The organism is Peterkaempfera podocarpi (assembly GCF_042466665.1).
GTDB lineage: Bacteria > Actinomycetota > Actinomycetes > Streptomycetales > Streptomycetaceae > Peterkaempfera > Peterkaempfera podocarpi.
On the sequence record NZ_CP162102.1, the window covers coordinates 6980098 to 6993889 of the forward strand.

The window sequence follows — 13792 nt, forward strand, 5'->3', positions numbered from 1 at the left end:
GGTTTGCTTCGTCGGGCCCGGACATTCCGGTCGTTTGCAGTCGAACGGCCCGGCGGCGACCGCCCCGGCTCTAGCGTCGTGGCCGCGATCCGGTGGTCCGGGACCGCATGGATCGACAGCGGCGAAATCGGCGAAAAGGAGACCGCGGTGAACCTGGAGACCTCGCTCAAGGAGTGCATGTCCATCGAGGGCGCCATGGGCGCCGCCCTGGTGGACTACGGCAGCGGCATGGCGCTGGGCGTCCTCGGCGGCGGCGACGATCTGGACCTCAATGTGGCCGCGGCCGGCAACACCGACGTGGTGCGGGCCAAGATGCGCGCCATGGAACTGCTCGATCTGCGGGGTGAGGCCATCGAGGACATCCTGATCACCCTCTCGGGGCAGTTCCACATGATCCGCCCGCTGACCAAGCGGGGCAGCCAGGGCATCTTCCTCTACCTGGTCCTCGACCGTAACCGGGCCAATCTGGCCCTCGCTCGCCACCGCAGCAAGCAGGTCTGCGAAGCCCTGGAGCTCTGAACTCCCTTTTTCGGCCCATGAGTTGAAGGATTATGCAATTCCCCATCTGCCGGACTCTGCAGTTCTCCGGCAGACGGGGGCCGCCATCCGTAGCCTTCCGACCACGACAAGTCCGGAGAGGGGCTGAACCGGCGGTGCAACGGGTCCCGCTGTACCAGGCGAAGGCGGAGTTCTTCCGGATGCTGGGGCATCCGGTGCGGATCCGGGTCCTGGAACTGCTGCAGGAGGGGCCCAAGCCGGTACGGGAACTGCTGGCGGCGATCGAGATCGAGCCGTCCAGCCTCTCCCAGCAACTGGCCGTGCTGCGCCGCTCCGGGATCGTGGTCTCGGCCCGTGACGGTGCCACGGTGGTCTACTCACTGGCCGGCGCCGATGTCGCGGATCTGCTGCGTGCCGCCCGGCGCATCCTCACCGAGCTCCTGGCGGGCCAGCAGGGCCTGCTCGCCGAGCTCCGCGAGGCGGAGCAGGGACCCGCCCGGGTCCTGTGACACAGCTCACCGCAGTCCCCGAAATTTCCGGGGACGGGTTCCCCGTTTAGCCATGTGCAACCGAACCGGGGAACCCGTCCCCGGTTCCCGTCATCGGGGGGAGCGCGGCAATGGCCGGATCTGCCGTGGACCAGCGAGTGGCCCGTCCCAGGGCCGACGCGCTCCGCAACCGCGAGCGGATCGTCGTCGCCGCCCGGGAGGCTTTCGTCGAGTACGGCCCGGATGTGCCGCTCGACGACATCGCCCGCAGGGCCGGCATCGGCAACGCCACGCTCTACCGGCACTTCGCCGACCGACGGGAACTGATCCGCACCGTCACCCTCTCGGTGCTGATCCGCACCATCGACGAAGCCGAGGCCGCGCTCGCCGAGGAGGCGACCGCCTTCCAGGCGCTGAGGCGCTTTGTGCACACCGCCGCCGACGAGCGGATCGGGGCCACCTGCTCCCTGCTCTCCGGCTGGGTCGACGTCAGGGACCCCGAGTTCGTCGAAGCGCGGGTGCACCTGGAGCAGGCGATGGAGGCACTCATCGAAGCCGCCCAGCGCTCCGGGGAACTCCGCCCCGATGTCGCGGTCGGTGATGTGATCGTCGCCGTCACCCAGCTCGCCCGGCCGCTGCCGGGCACGGGCTGTCTGGGGATCGACCGCTTCGTCCACCGGCATCTGGAGCTCCTCCTCGACGGCCTGAGCACACCCCGCCGCTCGGAGCTGCCCGGCACCGCCGCCACCTTCGAAGACCTGAGGGCGTACGGGGAGGACTGCCGCTGACCCGACCGCGCAACGCGGCCGCACAACCTATCGGCGCAACGCCTCGACGACAGACCTCCACACCACTTTGACGTGACGCAGACGTGACGATTGTGAGTACCCCCACATGTCTCTTCCGCCCACTCCGCACCCCAAGCGCTGGACCGCGCTCTTCTTCATCGCGCTGGCACAGCTGATGGTGGTGCTCGACGCCACCATCGTGAACATCGCCCTGCCCTCCGCCCAGCACGACCTGGGCATCACCGACGGCAACCGCCAGTGGGTGATCACCGCCTACACCCTCGCCTTCGGCGGACTGCTGCTGCTCGGCGGCCGGATCGCCGACATGGCAGGCCGTAAGCGCACCTTTGTCATCGGCCTGATCGGCTTCGCCGGTGCCTCCGCCATCGGCGGCGCGGCGGTCAACACCGGGATGCTGCTCGGCGCCCGCGCCCTGCAGGGCGCCTTCGGCGCACTGCTGGCCCCGTCGGCGCTCTCGCTGCTGGCGGTCACCTTCACCGAGGCCAAGGAGCGCGCCAAGGCGTTCGGCATCTTCGGTGCCATCGCCGGTGGTGGCGGTGCCCTCGGCCTGATCCTCGGCGGTGTGCTCACCGAGTACCTCAACTGGCGCTGGGCGCTCTACGTCAACGTCCCGTTCGCGGCCGTCGCCGCCGCCGGTGCGATCGCGGTCGTCCATGAGCCGGCCGACAGCCGCAACAGCAACCGCCTGGACATCCCCGGCGTGGTGCTGGCCACCCTCGGCCTGGTCTCGCTGGTGTACGGCTTCACCCGCGCCGAGAGCGACGGCTGGGGCGCCGGCGTCACCATCGGCCTCTTTGTCGCCGCCGCTGTGCTGCTGGCCGGCTTCGCCGTGGTCGAGGGCAAGGTGAAGGCGCCGCTGCTGCCGCTGCGCGTGGTCACCGAGCGCAACCGCGCCGGTGTCTACCTCTCGCTGGGCCTCGCCGTGATCGGCATGTTCGGCCTCTTCCTCTTCCTCACCTACTACCTGCAGATCGTCAAGGGCTACACCCCGGTCATGACCGGCCTGGCCTTCCTGCCGATGATCGCAGGCATGATCACCGGCTCCACCCAGATCGGCGCCCGGCTGATGACCCGGGTCCCGGCCCGGCGGCTGATGGGCCCCGGCTTCCTGGTCGCGGCCCTGGGCATGCTGATGCTCACCCAGCTGAAGGTCGACAGCTCGTACGCCGCCCTGATCCTGCCCGCGCAGATCCTGCTGGGCCTCGGTATGGGCACCGCCTTCATGCCGGCGATGAGCCTGGCCACGTACGGCGTCCAGCCGCGCGACGCCGGTGTCGCCTCCGCGATGGTCAACACCTCGCAGCAGGTCGGCGGCTCCATCGGCACGGCGCTGCTGAACACCATCGCGGCCAGCGCCACCACCAGCTGGCTGGTCTCGCACGGCGGGAACCCCAAGCTGATCAACGAGGCCGCGGTGCACGGTTACGCCGCCGCCATCTGGTGGGCGGTCGGCATCCTCGCCGTCTCCTCCGCCATCGCCTTCACCTTCATCAACGCCGGCGGCCAGGGCGGCACCGTGGTCTCCGGCTCCTCGGAGGGCTCCGAGGAGGAGGTCCCCGTCCCGGTGATCGCCCACTGACCGGGCACGGCTGACCCCGGTCCGCCGACCGGGTCACCCCGCGCGAAGGCCCGCACCCACCGGTGCGGGCCTTCCGCATGTCGACCCGCCCACCGGTGCGGGCCTTCCGCATGTCGACCCGCCCGCGGGCGCGGCCGCCGCGGTCAGCCGTGCTTGCGCAGGGCCAGCAGCCGGTAGACCGGATCGGGGCGGGGCTCCGACTGGCCGGGCAGCGCCGCCAGGTCGCGGACCAGGCCCGCCGCCCGCCCCGGGGTGAGCGCCAGCAGCGAACGGAGCCGGTCGGCCTGCACCGCCTCGACGGCCGACCGGGGCGAACGGCCCTGGCCGTGGCCGGTGAAGGTGGTCTCGCCGCAGGGCGCCAGACCGTGCCGGGCGGCGTGAGCGGTCACGTCCGCCCTGCTGTCATGGACGTCCTGCCACCGCCGGAAGGGTGCGAAAAGGGCGTCGATGTCACAGTCGACATCATGCGCGGAGTCCTTGTCCACGGTGGTGATCAGCACCCCGCCGGGCCGCAGCACCCGGGCGCACTCGGCCACCACCGCCGCCGCCTCGGGCAGCAGATGCAGCAGCCACACCGTGCTGACCGCGTCCAGGGTCCCGTCGGCGAACGGCAGCCGCCGGCTGTCGGCCAGCACCACCGCCCCGGCCAGCCGCCGGGCGGCCCGCGCGGCCATCCCCGGGGAGGCGTCCGCGCCCGCCACCCGCAGCCCCGGCCGGGCGATCCGCTCGGTCACCAGGCCCGTGCCGCAGCCCACGTCCAGCAGTGTCCCGGCCGGCGCCGGCAAGAGGTCCAGCACGGCGGCGGCCGCCGCCTCGGCCCGCGGCACCCCGCCCCGGGTCGCGTCGTAGCGGTCGGCCTCGGTGTCGTAGTCCAGCATGTGCCGCACCCTACGTTCTGCGGGCCCCCCGGACCGGCGGTAGCGTCGAAACCGCCACCGCACCGGGGAGGCAAGACCATGTCCGCAGCAACGTCCGGGGCTCCGGGTACCACGGCCACCACCGCGTGGGTGGTGGACCGGCCAGGTCCGATCACCGGCGGGCCGCTGCGCCGCACCGAGCGGGAGATCCCCCCGCCGGGCCCGCACCAGCTCCTGGTGGAGGTGGCCGCCTGCGGGGTGTGCCGTACCGATCTGCACCTCGCCGAAGGCGATCTGACGCCCCGTCGCCCGCAGTGCACCCCCGGCCACGAGGTGGTCGGACGGGTGCTGGCGGCCGGGCCCGGCGCGACCGGCTTCACCGTGGGCGACCGGCTGGGGGCGGCCTGGCTGGCGGGGACCTGCGGACAGTGCCGCTACTGCCGCAGCGGGCGGGAGAACCTCTGCCCCGACTCCCGCTACACCGGCTGGGACCTCGACGGCGGCTACGCCGGCCATCTGCTGGTCGACTCCCGCTACGCCTACCGCCTGCCGGAGGAGTGGCCGGACGCGGAGATCGCCCCGCTGCTCTGCGCGGGCATCATCGGCTACCGCGCGCTGCAGCGGGCGCAGCTGCCGCCCGGCAGCCGGCTGGGTGTCTACGGGTTCGGCGCGTCCGCCCATCTCACCGCCCAGCTGGCCATCGCCCGCGGCGCCACCGTCCATGTGCTCACCCGCTCCCCGGACGCCCAGCGGCTCGCGCTGGAGCTGGGCGCCGCCTCCGCCGCGGGATCCCAGGACCCGCCGCCCGAGCCGCTGGACGCGGCCATCCTCTTCGCCCCGGTCGGAGAGCTGGTGCCGGTCGCGCTCGCCGCCCTGGACCGGGGCGGCACCCTCGCGGTGGCCGGCATCCACCTCACCGACATCCCGCGGCTGGACTACGCCCGCCACCTCTTCCAGGAGCGCACGCTGTGCAGCGTCACCGCCAACACCCGCGAGGACGGCCGGGCCTTTCTGGCGGAGGCGGCCCGGCTGCGTCCCCGGGTGCAGCTCACCCGCTACCCGATGTCCCGGGCGGACCAGGCGCTGGCGGACCTGGCGGCCGACCGGATCACCGGGGTGGCCGTACTGACGGCGGATGGTTAGCCCGGTTCATCCGGCGAGCCCGCTGTGGGCGCCGAGCGGGGTGCGCCCGGTGGCCGCCAGCAGCTCGGTGCCGTCGGGGATGCCCCGGTCGCGGTACCGGCCGCTCTCCGTGGACCAGGCGACATGGCCGACCATCCACGACCGCAGCCCGTCGACCGTGCCGAGCAGCGCCTCGGCCGTTTCGACGGGCAGCTGGGAGCAGAGGGCGCCGATCCGCTCGGCGGCCGCGGAGAACCGTTCCACCTCGGCGTCGATGCGGGCCACCACCGCTGCCGCGGCGGCCTCGAGCGGGAGGTGCAGCTGGCGGTGGAGGACCGTCACATAGTTGCAGAGGTCCCCGACCGAGATCTCCTTGGGCGCGGAGAACAGGTCGTTGGTCCAGGCGATGGCGTTGACGGCGGTCTCGCGCAGCACGGCCACATCCGGATGGACGATCAACTGCTCGGGGACGGGCCGGCCGGTGCCGTACTCGATGAGGTCCGCGCCGGTGTACATGGCGACCGTGGACGAGCGGTGCGCGCTGTAGGCGCGGTCGTCCAGCACCTCCCGCGAGGAGTTGACCTCGGCCTGGCGGCGGTAGGAGTGCAGGAAGTCCAGGACGTTGCGGGTGAAGCGGGCGGTCCAGGCGGCCGGCATCGGCGCGATGATCCGGCGCCACAGGTCGGCGAAGGCGTCACGGGAGCGGGCGACGGCCTCGGAGGGGGCGGCGGGGCGGGCCGCCGGACGGCCGTGGCAGACCGGCTCCATACAGGCGATCACCTGGTTCACATGGTCCAGGTCCCGCCCCTCCGGGGTGTCGTCCAGCAGGTCGTCGAAGGCGAAGATCCACCCGGTCCAGTCGGCCAGGGTGAGCAGCCGGTCCACCGGGGCGTCCGCGTAGACGCGGGCCGCGAAGCGGCCGAAGAGCATCGCGTCGAAGGAGTCGCCGGAGGGGCCGTCGGCGATGATCCCGGTGACCCGCGACCAGTCCTGAAGATGGTGCTGGGCCTCGTGGGCGTAGGCGCTTATCCGGGAGGGAAAGGGAAAAGCAGGCAGCGGGGTGATCAGATCCACGGTCTTCTCCGGATTCTTCGTGCACTCGTCTGGACGGCGCCGGGGACCACTGGGGCGCGTAACTGTCCGTCAATCTGTGCCATGGCTCTCCTCCTCGTGGGGCATCCGAGTCGAGGGGGCGGGGGATCACACGGCCCGGTGACGATGCCGGGATTGCCAGATTGCGATCATCGTCCGCCCTCTCCTGCGGGTAAACACCCTTCCCGGCCAACCTGTTCGATTTCGGGCTGCCCAACTTCGTCCGCATCGGCTTCGCAACGGGATAACCTCGCTTCAGGCACGGGAAGTTGGCGACACAGAGAGGTCAGAGGTGACCGATCGGGACGACCACCGGCTCCAGCCCGACCAGCGGATGCGCCGTGGCGTACCCGACCCGCTGCTGGAGCGGGAGCAGGAGGTCGCGGCCGCCCGCCGGGCGATCGACGACCTCTGCCATGGAATCGAGTCCGGCGCCGGACGGCTCGGCGGCGTGCTGCTGTGCAGCGGCTCGGCCGGGATGGGCAAGACCGCACTGCTCACCCGGGTGCGGGGGATCGCCGCGGCCCGCGAGGGCTGCACGGTGCTCTTCGCCCGCGGCAGCGAGCAGCAGCGCAATGTCCCCTTCCATGCCGTACGGCAACTTCTGCAACCCGTGTTGGCCGCCCGCAGTGAGGCGGAACGGCGCGAACTGTTCGGCGACTGGTACGACATCGCCGGTCCGGCCGCCGGGCTGCTCGCCCCGCCCCCCGGGCTGCGCGCCGATCCGCAGGGTGTGCGCGACGGCCTCGACTGGGTCTTCACCCAGCTCTCGCAGATCCACTCGCCGCTGCTGCTGGTCGTCGACGACCTGCACTGGTGCGACCTGGAGTCGGCGGTGTGGCTGTCCGCCTTCCAGGTGCGGGTGCCGGAGCTGCCGATCCTGATGGTCCTCGCCTACCGGCCCGACGACCTGCCCAGGGACGACCCCTACCAGCGCCTCACCGCCGGGCAGCGGACCGCCGACTCCGTGGCGCTGCGCCCGCTCAGCCCGAAGGGTGTCGCCGGTCTGGTCCGCGCCACCCTCGGGGCGGCCGCCGAGGACGCCTTCAGCCGCGAGTGCTGGCACGTCACGGGCGGCAACCCCTATGAGAGCGTGGAGCTGCTGGCCAAGGTCCGGCAGCGCGACATCGCGCCCACCGCGGACAACGCCGAGCTGCTGCGCGACCTGGGCGCCGAGGTGCGCGGCGCCGGACTCACCGACCGGCTGGAGAAGCTGGGCCCCGCCACCGTCCACTTCGCCTGGGCCGCCGCGGTCCTGGGCACCGACATCCCCGCCGCACTGGTGGCCAATGTCGCCGCCCTCGGACCCGCCGACGCCGCCCAGGCCGCCGACCGGCTGCGGGAGACCCGGGTCCTCTCCGGAGGATCGGTCCTGGAGTTCGTCCACCCGCTCATCGCCACGGCCGTCTACCGGGCCATCCCGCCGGCCACCCGCACCGCCATGCACGGCGTCGCCGCCCAGGCCGTGCTCGACGCGGGCCTGGGTGTCTCCGCAGCCGCCCGGCACCTGCTGGAGGTCCACCCCGACGGCGACGACGCCCTGGTGGAGCTGCTCCGCGCGGCCGCCAAGGAGCACCTCGCCGTCGGCGCCCCCGATGCCGCCCGCCGCTGTCTGGAGCGGGCCCTGGCCGAACCCCCGCTGGAGGCCGAGCGCGCCGCGGTGCAGTACGAACTGGGCTGCGCCACCCTCCTCACCCGGCCCGCGATCACCGTCAACCATCTGCGTGCCGCGCTGGCCACCCAGGGCCTGGACCCCGCCCTTCGGGAGAACGCCACCATGCGGCTGGCGCAGGCGCTCGGCCATCTGGACCGGCTCGACGACGCCGCCGAGGTGCTCGCCGCCGAAGCCGCCCGCACTCCCGCCGGGCCCGCCAGGACCCGCCTGCAGGCCGCCCACTTCCTGTGGTCCGCGCTCCGCGCCGAGGGCCACGACTGGGCCGAGCGCTCCCGCCAGCTCGCCGACCTCGCCGTACCGCTGCGCGGCCGGGACGTCGGCGCCCGGGTGCTCCAGGTGCTCCGCGGCTGGGACCTCACCCTGCGCGGCGAACCCGCGCTGGAGGCAAGGGCCCTGGTCGAGCAGTCCCTGGACAGCGGGCGGCTGCCGCGCGAGCTCGGGTGGACCAACACCGACTGGGGCTTTGAGATCCCCACCATGGTCGGGATGACCTTCACCTACACCGACCGCCTGGACCTCGCCGAGGAGCTCTTCAGCGACGCGGTGCGGGAGTTCGAGGTCGCCGGCTGGAGCGGTTCCCACCTCGGCTTCGCCTACTTCCTGCTGGGCCTGGTGCGGTTCCGCGGCGGCAGGCTCGCCGAGGCCGAGGACTTCCTGCGCAGCAGCCTGCGGCTGGCCGACCGCCTCGGCCCGGGGGTCCCCCTGCAGTGGGACACGGTCGGGGTGCTGATCGACACCCTGCTCGCCCGCGGCAAGCCGGACGAGGCGCTGGACCTGGCCACCGAGTACCGCTTCGGCCCGCCCTATCCCTCGGCCCTGCTGCTGCCCGACGCCCCCACCCTGCACGGCAAGCTGCTGCTCGCCCATGGGCGCCGTGCGGAGGCCGCCGCGGAGCTCACCGCGGTCGGTGCCCGCCTGGACAGCCGCGGCTGGCGCAACACCGTCTGGTCGCCCTGGCGTTCGCTGCTGGCCCTGGCCGTGGCCGAGGAGGATCCCGAGCGGGCCCGCCGGCTCGCCCGGCAGGCGGTGCGGGACGCCGAGCACTTCGGTACCGCCACCGCGGTCGGCCAGGCCCTGCGGCTGGGCGCGGCGGTGGCCGAGAGCGTCGACGAGGCCGAGGCCATGCTGGAGCTCGCCGTCGGCCGGCTCGGCCGCTCCCCCTGCGCCTATGAGTACGCCCTGGCCCTGGTGGACCACGGGTCGGCGCTGCGCCGGGTCGGCCGCGCGGCCGAGGCCGCCGACCAGCTGCGCCAGGGCGTGGAACTGGCCAACCAGTGCGGCGCCGAGGAGGTCGCGGCACGGGCCGCGGCGGAGCTGTCCGCCGCCGGACTGCGGCCGCGCGGGCTCTATGTGGTCGGCAGCGACACCCTGACCGACCGGGAGCGGCGCGCCGCGGAGCTCTCGGTGCGCGGGGTTCCGGCGGAGCGGATAGCGGTGGAGCTGGGCACCGGCGTGGGGATCGTCAACCGGCTGCTCGCCGCGGTCCACCGCAAGCTGGGTACGGGCAGCGAGGGCCTTCCCGCGGCGCTGGGCCGGCCGTCGGACGCCGCCCTCGACCCCGACCTGGGTTTCGCCGCCGGCCCCGACCTGGGCCCGGCCTCCGACCCCGCCTCCGACCCCGCCTCCGACGACTGAACCCCCGGGACCGGGGGCCGTGCGCGGGGTCAGACCGCGGGGCCGGCCCAGGGCACGGCGGGGCGGCCGGTCGCGAGGTGGTCGCAGCGGAAGAGGGCGCCGTGCGGGGCCGGGTCGGCGGGGTCCAGGCCCGTCGCGGCGGTGGTGATGTAGAGGCGGTCCAGCTCCGGGCCGCCGAAGGCGACGCTGGTCACCTGGGGCACCGGCAGCTCCACCGTCTCCAGCAGCGCCCCGTCGGGTGCGAAGCAGCGCACCGAGGAGCCGCCCCAGAAGGCCACCCAGAGGTTGCCGTCGCGGTCCAGGGTCATCCCGTCCGGGTCGCCCGGCAGCTCCGAGGTGTCGATGCTGCGGACCAGCGGGCCGACCGGCCCGTGCTCGGGGTACTCGTAGAGGTCGATCCGCCGGGTGGGGGTGTCGATGTACCAGAGGCGGTCCGGCTCCGGCCAGGCGAGGCCGTTGGGGATGGCCAGCCCGTCCAGCACCGGCACGGCCCGCAGGGTGCCGCCGTCCGGCTCCAGGCGATACAGCGGGCCCGGCTCCCTGGGCTCGGCCAGGGTCATGGTGCCCGCCAGCAGCCGACCGTACGGGTCGCACTTGCCGTCGTTCATCCGGCGGTGGGGGCGGTCCGCCTCCACCTCGGCGACCGGGCCGAGCGTGCCGGACGCGGTGTCCAGCAGCTCGAAGCCCCGCTCGGTCGCCAGCAGTACCCGGCCGTCGCGGTACGGGACCAGGGTGCCGGGCATGGTGTCCAGCTGCACCGAGGAGGCGGTGCCGGTGCCCTGCTCCAGCCAGAGCACCCGGCGGTCCTCGATGCCGATCCAGTAGAGGCGCTCGCCGGCGGGGTCCCAGAGCGCCCCCTCACCGAGCTGGAGGCGGGACGGTTCGGCGATCTCGACGTGCACGGTGCAGGCTCCTGGGGGTGGGTCGGTTCTCAGCGGCTGCCGAGGCGGCGGGACAGCTCCATGGCGCCCTCGGCGACCAGGGCGGACAGCTCCTCGCCGCGCTCCTCGGACCAGCGCAGGGTGGGCACCGAGACGCTCATCGCGGCCACGGTGGCGCCCTCCGCGTCCCGGACCGGGGCGGCGACGCAGGCCACATCGGAGTTGGACTCGCAGAACTCCCGGGAGGTACCGCGGTCGCGGGTCTCCGCCAGGTCGCTGCGCAGCGCCTCCGCGGTGGTGAGGGTGTGCGGGGTCATCGCCTCCAGCCGGGTCCCGGCCGGGTAGCGGGCGGCCAGCTCCTGCTCGGGCAGTGAGGCCAGCATCATCTTGCCCACGGCGGTGCAGTGCGCCGGCAGCCGGCGGCCCACCGCGGAGACCATGCGCACCGCGTGGCTGGAGTCGACCTTGGCGATGTAGACGACCTCGGTCCCGTCCAGCACCCCGACGTGCACCGTCTCGCCGCAGCGGGCGGCGACCTCGCGGGCGACCGCGCGGGCCTCGGTGGCCAGGTCCGCCCGGTCGGCGTAGCGACTGCCCAACTGGTAGGTGCGCAGGCCAAGTTGCCACTTGCCGGGCTGCTCAGGGACCGGCACCAGATAGGACCGCGCCGCGAGGGTGGTGACCAGCTCGTGCACGGTGGTGCGGGGGAGGTCGAGCTGCTTGGTGATCTCGGGGGTGGACAGTGTGCCGTCCCCGTCCAGGAAGAGTTCCAGGATGTCCAGGGCCCGGACCACGGCCGGTACGAGGCGGCCCATCTGTCATCACGTCCAGGTAATCGGGGCCGGTGCGCAAGGACCGGCACTGCGGATGGGGACGACGTTAGCCGACGGCCACGGCGCCGGGCCAGGTCGGCCCGGCGCCGGGACGGTCAGGCGGCGCCGGTGCCGTCGCGCTTCTCCCAGCCCTCGGCGAACAGGTCGAAGTGGACCCGCTGGCGCGGGTGGCGGGTGAAGACCTCGAGGTCCAGTTCCACGCCGAGGCCGGGCGCGGTCGGGATCGCGAAGAAGCCGTCCGCGTCGACCGGCGGAAGGCCCGGGGCGGCCTCCAGCACATAGGGGTCGGCGAAGTCGTTGAAGTGCTCCTGCACCTTGAAGTTGGGGGTGCAGGCCGCCAGGTGCAGCGCGGCGGCGGTGGACACCGGGCCGCCGACGTTGTGCGGGGCGATCAGCACCCCGTAGGTCTCCGCGGTGGCGGCCAGCTTCCTGGTCTCCAGGATGCCGCCGAAGTGGGAGATGTCGGGCTGCACGATGTCCACCGCGTCGGTCTCGAACAGCTCCCGGAACCCCTCCCGCTCATGGATCCGCTCACCGGCCGCCACCGGCACATTGACCCGGGAGGCGACCCGGGCCAGCCCCTTGCTGTTGGCCGGCGGCACCGGCTCCTCGATCCAGGCCGGCTCGTACGGCTCCAGCAGCTCGGAGATCCGGATCGCGGTCTGCGGGGAGAAGCGCCCATGCATCTCGATCATGATCTCGGTGTCGGCCCCCACGGCCTCCCGAACCGCCGCCACCAGCGCCACCGAGCGCTGCGTCTCGGCCCGGTCCAGCTCCAGCGAGCCGGGGCCGAAGGGGTCGAGCTTCAGTGCCCGGTAGCCGCGCGCCACCACCTTCAGCGCCGCCTGGTGGAACTCCTCCGGGGTGCGCTCCACCGTGTACCAGCCGTTGGCGTACGCCTTGACCCGGTCGCGTACCGCGCCGCCCAGCAGCCGGTGCACCGGCTGCCCCAGCGCCTTGCCCATGATGTCCCAGCAGGCCGTCTCGACCACCGCCGCGGCGCTCATGGTCACCTCGCTGGGCCGGGCGTAGTCGTGCAGGGTCATCGCCTGCACCAGACGCTCGATCTCGAACGGGTCCCGGCCGATCACATGGCGCGGAACCGCCTCCTCCAGACAGCCGAGGAGCGCGTCGGTGTGGTTGACCATGCGCACCTCACCGAGGCCGGTGATGCCTTCGTCGGTGTGCACCTGAACGAAGGTGAGATTGCGCCATTCGGTGCCCAGCACATGGGTGTCGACCTTGGTGATCTTCATGGTGTCTCCGGAAAGATCGTCGGGGGAGGAGGTCAGCGTACGGGGGAGGGGGCAGGCGGCAGGGGTGCCGGATCCGGCACCGGGAACCGCACCAGCGGACCGGGATCGCGGGATCCCAGCGGCGACATCCCCCCGGCGGCGCCCAGCCGCTCCAGGGTGTCCAGCACCAGCCGGCCCCGGCGCACCCGCTCCAGACCGGTGGCCACCGCGGCCTCGCGCAGATGCTGTCCGACCGGGTAGATGCCGGGGGCGTTGCGCAGACCGAACTTCAGATAGACGGGGGCGCCGCAGCGTGCCAGCTCGGCGGCCTCGTACATCCTGATGAAGCCGCCCAGGTCGTCCGGGGCCTCCACATACATGTCCAGCGGTGCCCGGGAAAAGCGCCGGATCTCGGCGAGATGATGCAGCGTCAGATCGCTGGGGACGTTCACCGAGTCGGCGCCCAGCTGCTCCCAGACCGCGTAGGCCGCCGGGTTGACCGGTCCGACCAGCGCCGAGACCTTGAAGGTGGTGTCGGCGGGCAGCCCGCCGGCGGCCCGCAGCCGGTGCAGCGTCCACAGCACGCCCTCGTCGGCGACCAGCAGGCAGCGCACACCCAGCGCCACCGCGCGCAGCGCGTCCTCCACACAGCCGGCCACCTGGTCGTAGCCGTGGGCCCGCAGGCCCGCGCCGCCCGACGGGGTGAGCGGAGAGGCGGCGTGGGACCACGTGCCGCGGGGTCCGAGGAAGAGGCAGAGCTCGATCCCGCGCTCCTCGGTGGCCTGCACCATCTGGGTGATCTCGCCGTCGGTGAGCATCCACACGCCGCTGCCCTGGCTGATCCGGTGCAGCGGGACCGCCAGGCGCTCGCTCTCGGCCAGCACCGCCTCCAGCACCGCGGGACCCTCGCAGGAGGGGAGCTCGGTACGCCAGGTGCCGCCGTCCGGGAAGGAGTGCGGCGAACTCTCGGCGCCCGAGCCCGGGCTGGGCAGGCCGAGTGCCCGCAGGGCGTGCTCGCCGGGGAGCCGTGGGTCCGTCATGGGTCCTTCTTTCCGGCGGCCGGTACCAGGGACCGGCCGCGACAAGGG

General features: G+C 73.3%; 12 protein-coding genes. 6 read left to right on the top strand and 6 right to left on the bottom strand.

Going from position 1 to position 13792, the window contains the following annotated elements; genetic code table 11:
* Window positions 1–177: 177 nt before the first annotated feature.
* The 4 genes from AB0761_RS30750 to AB0761_RS30765 all read left to right on the top strand — a co-directional run bounded on the left by AB0761_RS30750 (window position 178) and on the right by AB0761_RS30765 (window position 3374).
* The gene (locus AB0761_RS30750) at window positions 178–519 is read left to right on the top strand and encodes a hypothetical protein (protein WP_377274414.1); all 342 of its coding nucleotides are present in this window, start codon (window positions 178–180) and stop codon (window positions 517–519) included.
* A 134-nt stretch (window positions 520–653) separates the two neighbouring features.
* Window positions 654–1007 (top strand): ArsR/SmtB family transcription factor, encoded by a 354-nt coding sequence (locus tag AB0761_RS30755; protein ID WP_377272430.1) that lies wholly within the window; start codon window positions 654–656, stop codon window positions 1005–1007.
* Window positions 1008–1117: 110 nt separating this feature from the next.
* Window positions 1118–1774 carry a TetR/AcrR family transcriptional regulator gene (locus AB0761_RS30760; RefSeq protein ID WP_377272431.1) on the top strand — a complete coding sequence of 219 codons (657 nt, stop codon included), beginning with the start codon at window positions 1118–1120 and terminating at the stop codon, window positions 1772–1774.
* Window positions 1775–1880: 106 nt separating this feature from the next.
* Window positions 1881–3374 (top strand): MFS transporter, encoded by a 1494-nt coding sequence (locus AB0761_RS30765; protein WP_377272433.1) that lies wholly within the window; start codon window positions 1881–1883, stop codon window positions 3372–3374.
* A 143-nt stretch (window positions 3375–3517) separates the two neighbouring features.
* On the opposite strand, the gene AB0761_RS30770 is transcribed toward AB0761_RS30765, so the two are convergent.
* Window positions 3518–4252, bottom strand: a complete 735-nt coding sequence (locus AB0761_RS30770; RefSeq protein WP_377272435.1) for a class I SAM-dependent methyltransferase — start codon at window positions 4250–4252, stop codon at window positions 3518–3520.
* 78 nt (window positions 4253–4330) lie between these two features.
* On the opposite strand from AB0761_RS30770, the gene AB0761_RS30775 reads away from it, so the two are divergent.
* Complete coding sequence (locus AB0761_RS30775; RefSeq protein ID WP_377272436.1) at window positions 4331–5374, top strand: zinc-dependent alcohol dehydrogenase family protein; 1044 nt, start codon at window positions 4331–4333, stop codon at window positions 5372–5374.
* A gap of 6 nt (window positions 5375–5380) precedes the next feature.
* Here AB0761_RS30775 and AB0761_RS30780 read toward each other — a convergent pair whose 3' ends face one another.
* Window positions 5381–6427, bottom strand: coding sequence for a hypothetical protein (locus AB0761_RS30780; RefSeq protein WP_377272438.1), 1047 nt, complete (start codon window positions 6425–6427; stop codon window positions 5381–5383).
* A gap of 352 nt (window positions 6428–6779) precedes the next feature.
* Here AB0761_RS30780 and AB0761_RS30785 point away from each other — a divergent pair, with 352 nt between their 5' ends.
* A complete protein-coding gene (locus AB0761_RS30785; protein ID WP_377274416.1) occupies window positions 6780–9755 on the top strand; it encodes an ATP-binding protein in 2976 nt (991 codons plus the stop codon).
* 29 nt (window positions 9756–9784) lie between these two features.
* On the opposite strand, the gene AB0761_RS30790 is transcribed toward AB0761_RS30785, so the two are convergent.
* From AB0761_RS30790 to AB0761_RS30805, 4 genes are all read right to left on the bottom strand, one after another.
* Window positions 9785–10657 (bottom strand): SMP-30/gluconolactonase/LRE family protein, encoded by an 873-nt coding sequence (locus tag AB0761_RS30790; protein ID WP_377272439.1) that lies wholly within the window; start codon window positions 10655–10657, stop codon window positions 9785–9787.
* 29 nt (window positions 10658–10686) lie between these two features.
* The gene (locus AB0761_RS30795) at window positions 10687–11451 is read right to left on the bottom strand and encodes an IclR family transcriptional regulator (protein ID WP_377272440.1); all 765 of its coding nucleotides are present in this window, start codon (window positions 11449–11451) and stop codon (window positions 10687–10689) included.
* Between the two features lie 113 nt (window positions 11452–11564).
* Window positions 11565–12725, bottom strand: coding sequence for a mandelate racemase/muconate lactonizing enzyme family protein (locus tag AB0761_RS30800; protein ID WP_377272441.1), 1161 nt, complete (start codon window positions 12723–12725; stop codon window positions 11565–11567).
* A 32-nt stretch (window positions 12726–12757) separates the two neighbouring features.
* Window positions 12758–13744, bottom strand: coding sequence for a hypothetical protein (locus AB0761_RS30805; protein WP_377272442.1), 987 nt, complete (start codon window positions 13742–13744; stop codon window positions 12758–12760).
* Window positions 13745–13792: the final 48 nt, after the last annotated feature.

Coding starts and splice junctions, on each gene's coding strand:
- AB0761_RS30770 (WP_377272435.1), bottom strand. CDS start 4,252: ATGCTGGACTACGACACCGAGGCCGACCGCTACGACGCGACCCGGGGC.
- AB0761_RS30785 (WP_377274416.1), top strand. CDS start 6,780: ATGCGCCGTGGCGTACCCGACCCGCTGCTGGAGCGGGAGCAGGAGGTC.
- AB0761_RS30800 (WP_377272441.1), bottom strand. CDS start 12,725: ATGAAGATCACCAAGGTCGACACCCATGTGCTGGGCACCGAATGGCGC.
- AB0761_RS30765 (WP_377272433.1), top strand. CDS start 1,881: ATGTCTCTTCCGCCCACTCCGCACCCCAAGCGCTGGACCGCGCTCTTC.
- AB0761_RS30805 (WP_377272442.1), bottom strand. CDS start 13,744: ATGACGGACCCACGGCTCCCCGGCGAGCACGCCCTGCGGGCACTCGGC.
- AB0761_RS30795 (WP_377272440.1), bottom strand. CDS start 11,451: ATGGGCCGCCTCGTACCGGCCGTGGTCCGGGCCCTGGACATCCTGGAA.
- AB0761_RS30760 (WP_377272431.1), top strand. CDS start 1,118: ATGGCCGGATCTGCCGTGGACCAGCGAGTGGCCCGTCCCAGGGCCGAC.
- AB0761_RS30750 (WP_377274414.1), top strand. CDS start 178: ATGTCCATCGAGGGCGCCATGGGCGCCGCCCTGGTGGACTACGGCAGC.
- AB0761_RS30775 (WP_377272436.1), top strand. CDS start 4,331: ATGTCCGCAGCAACGTCCGGGGCTCCGGGTACCACGGCCACCACCGCG.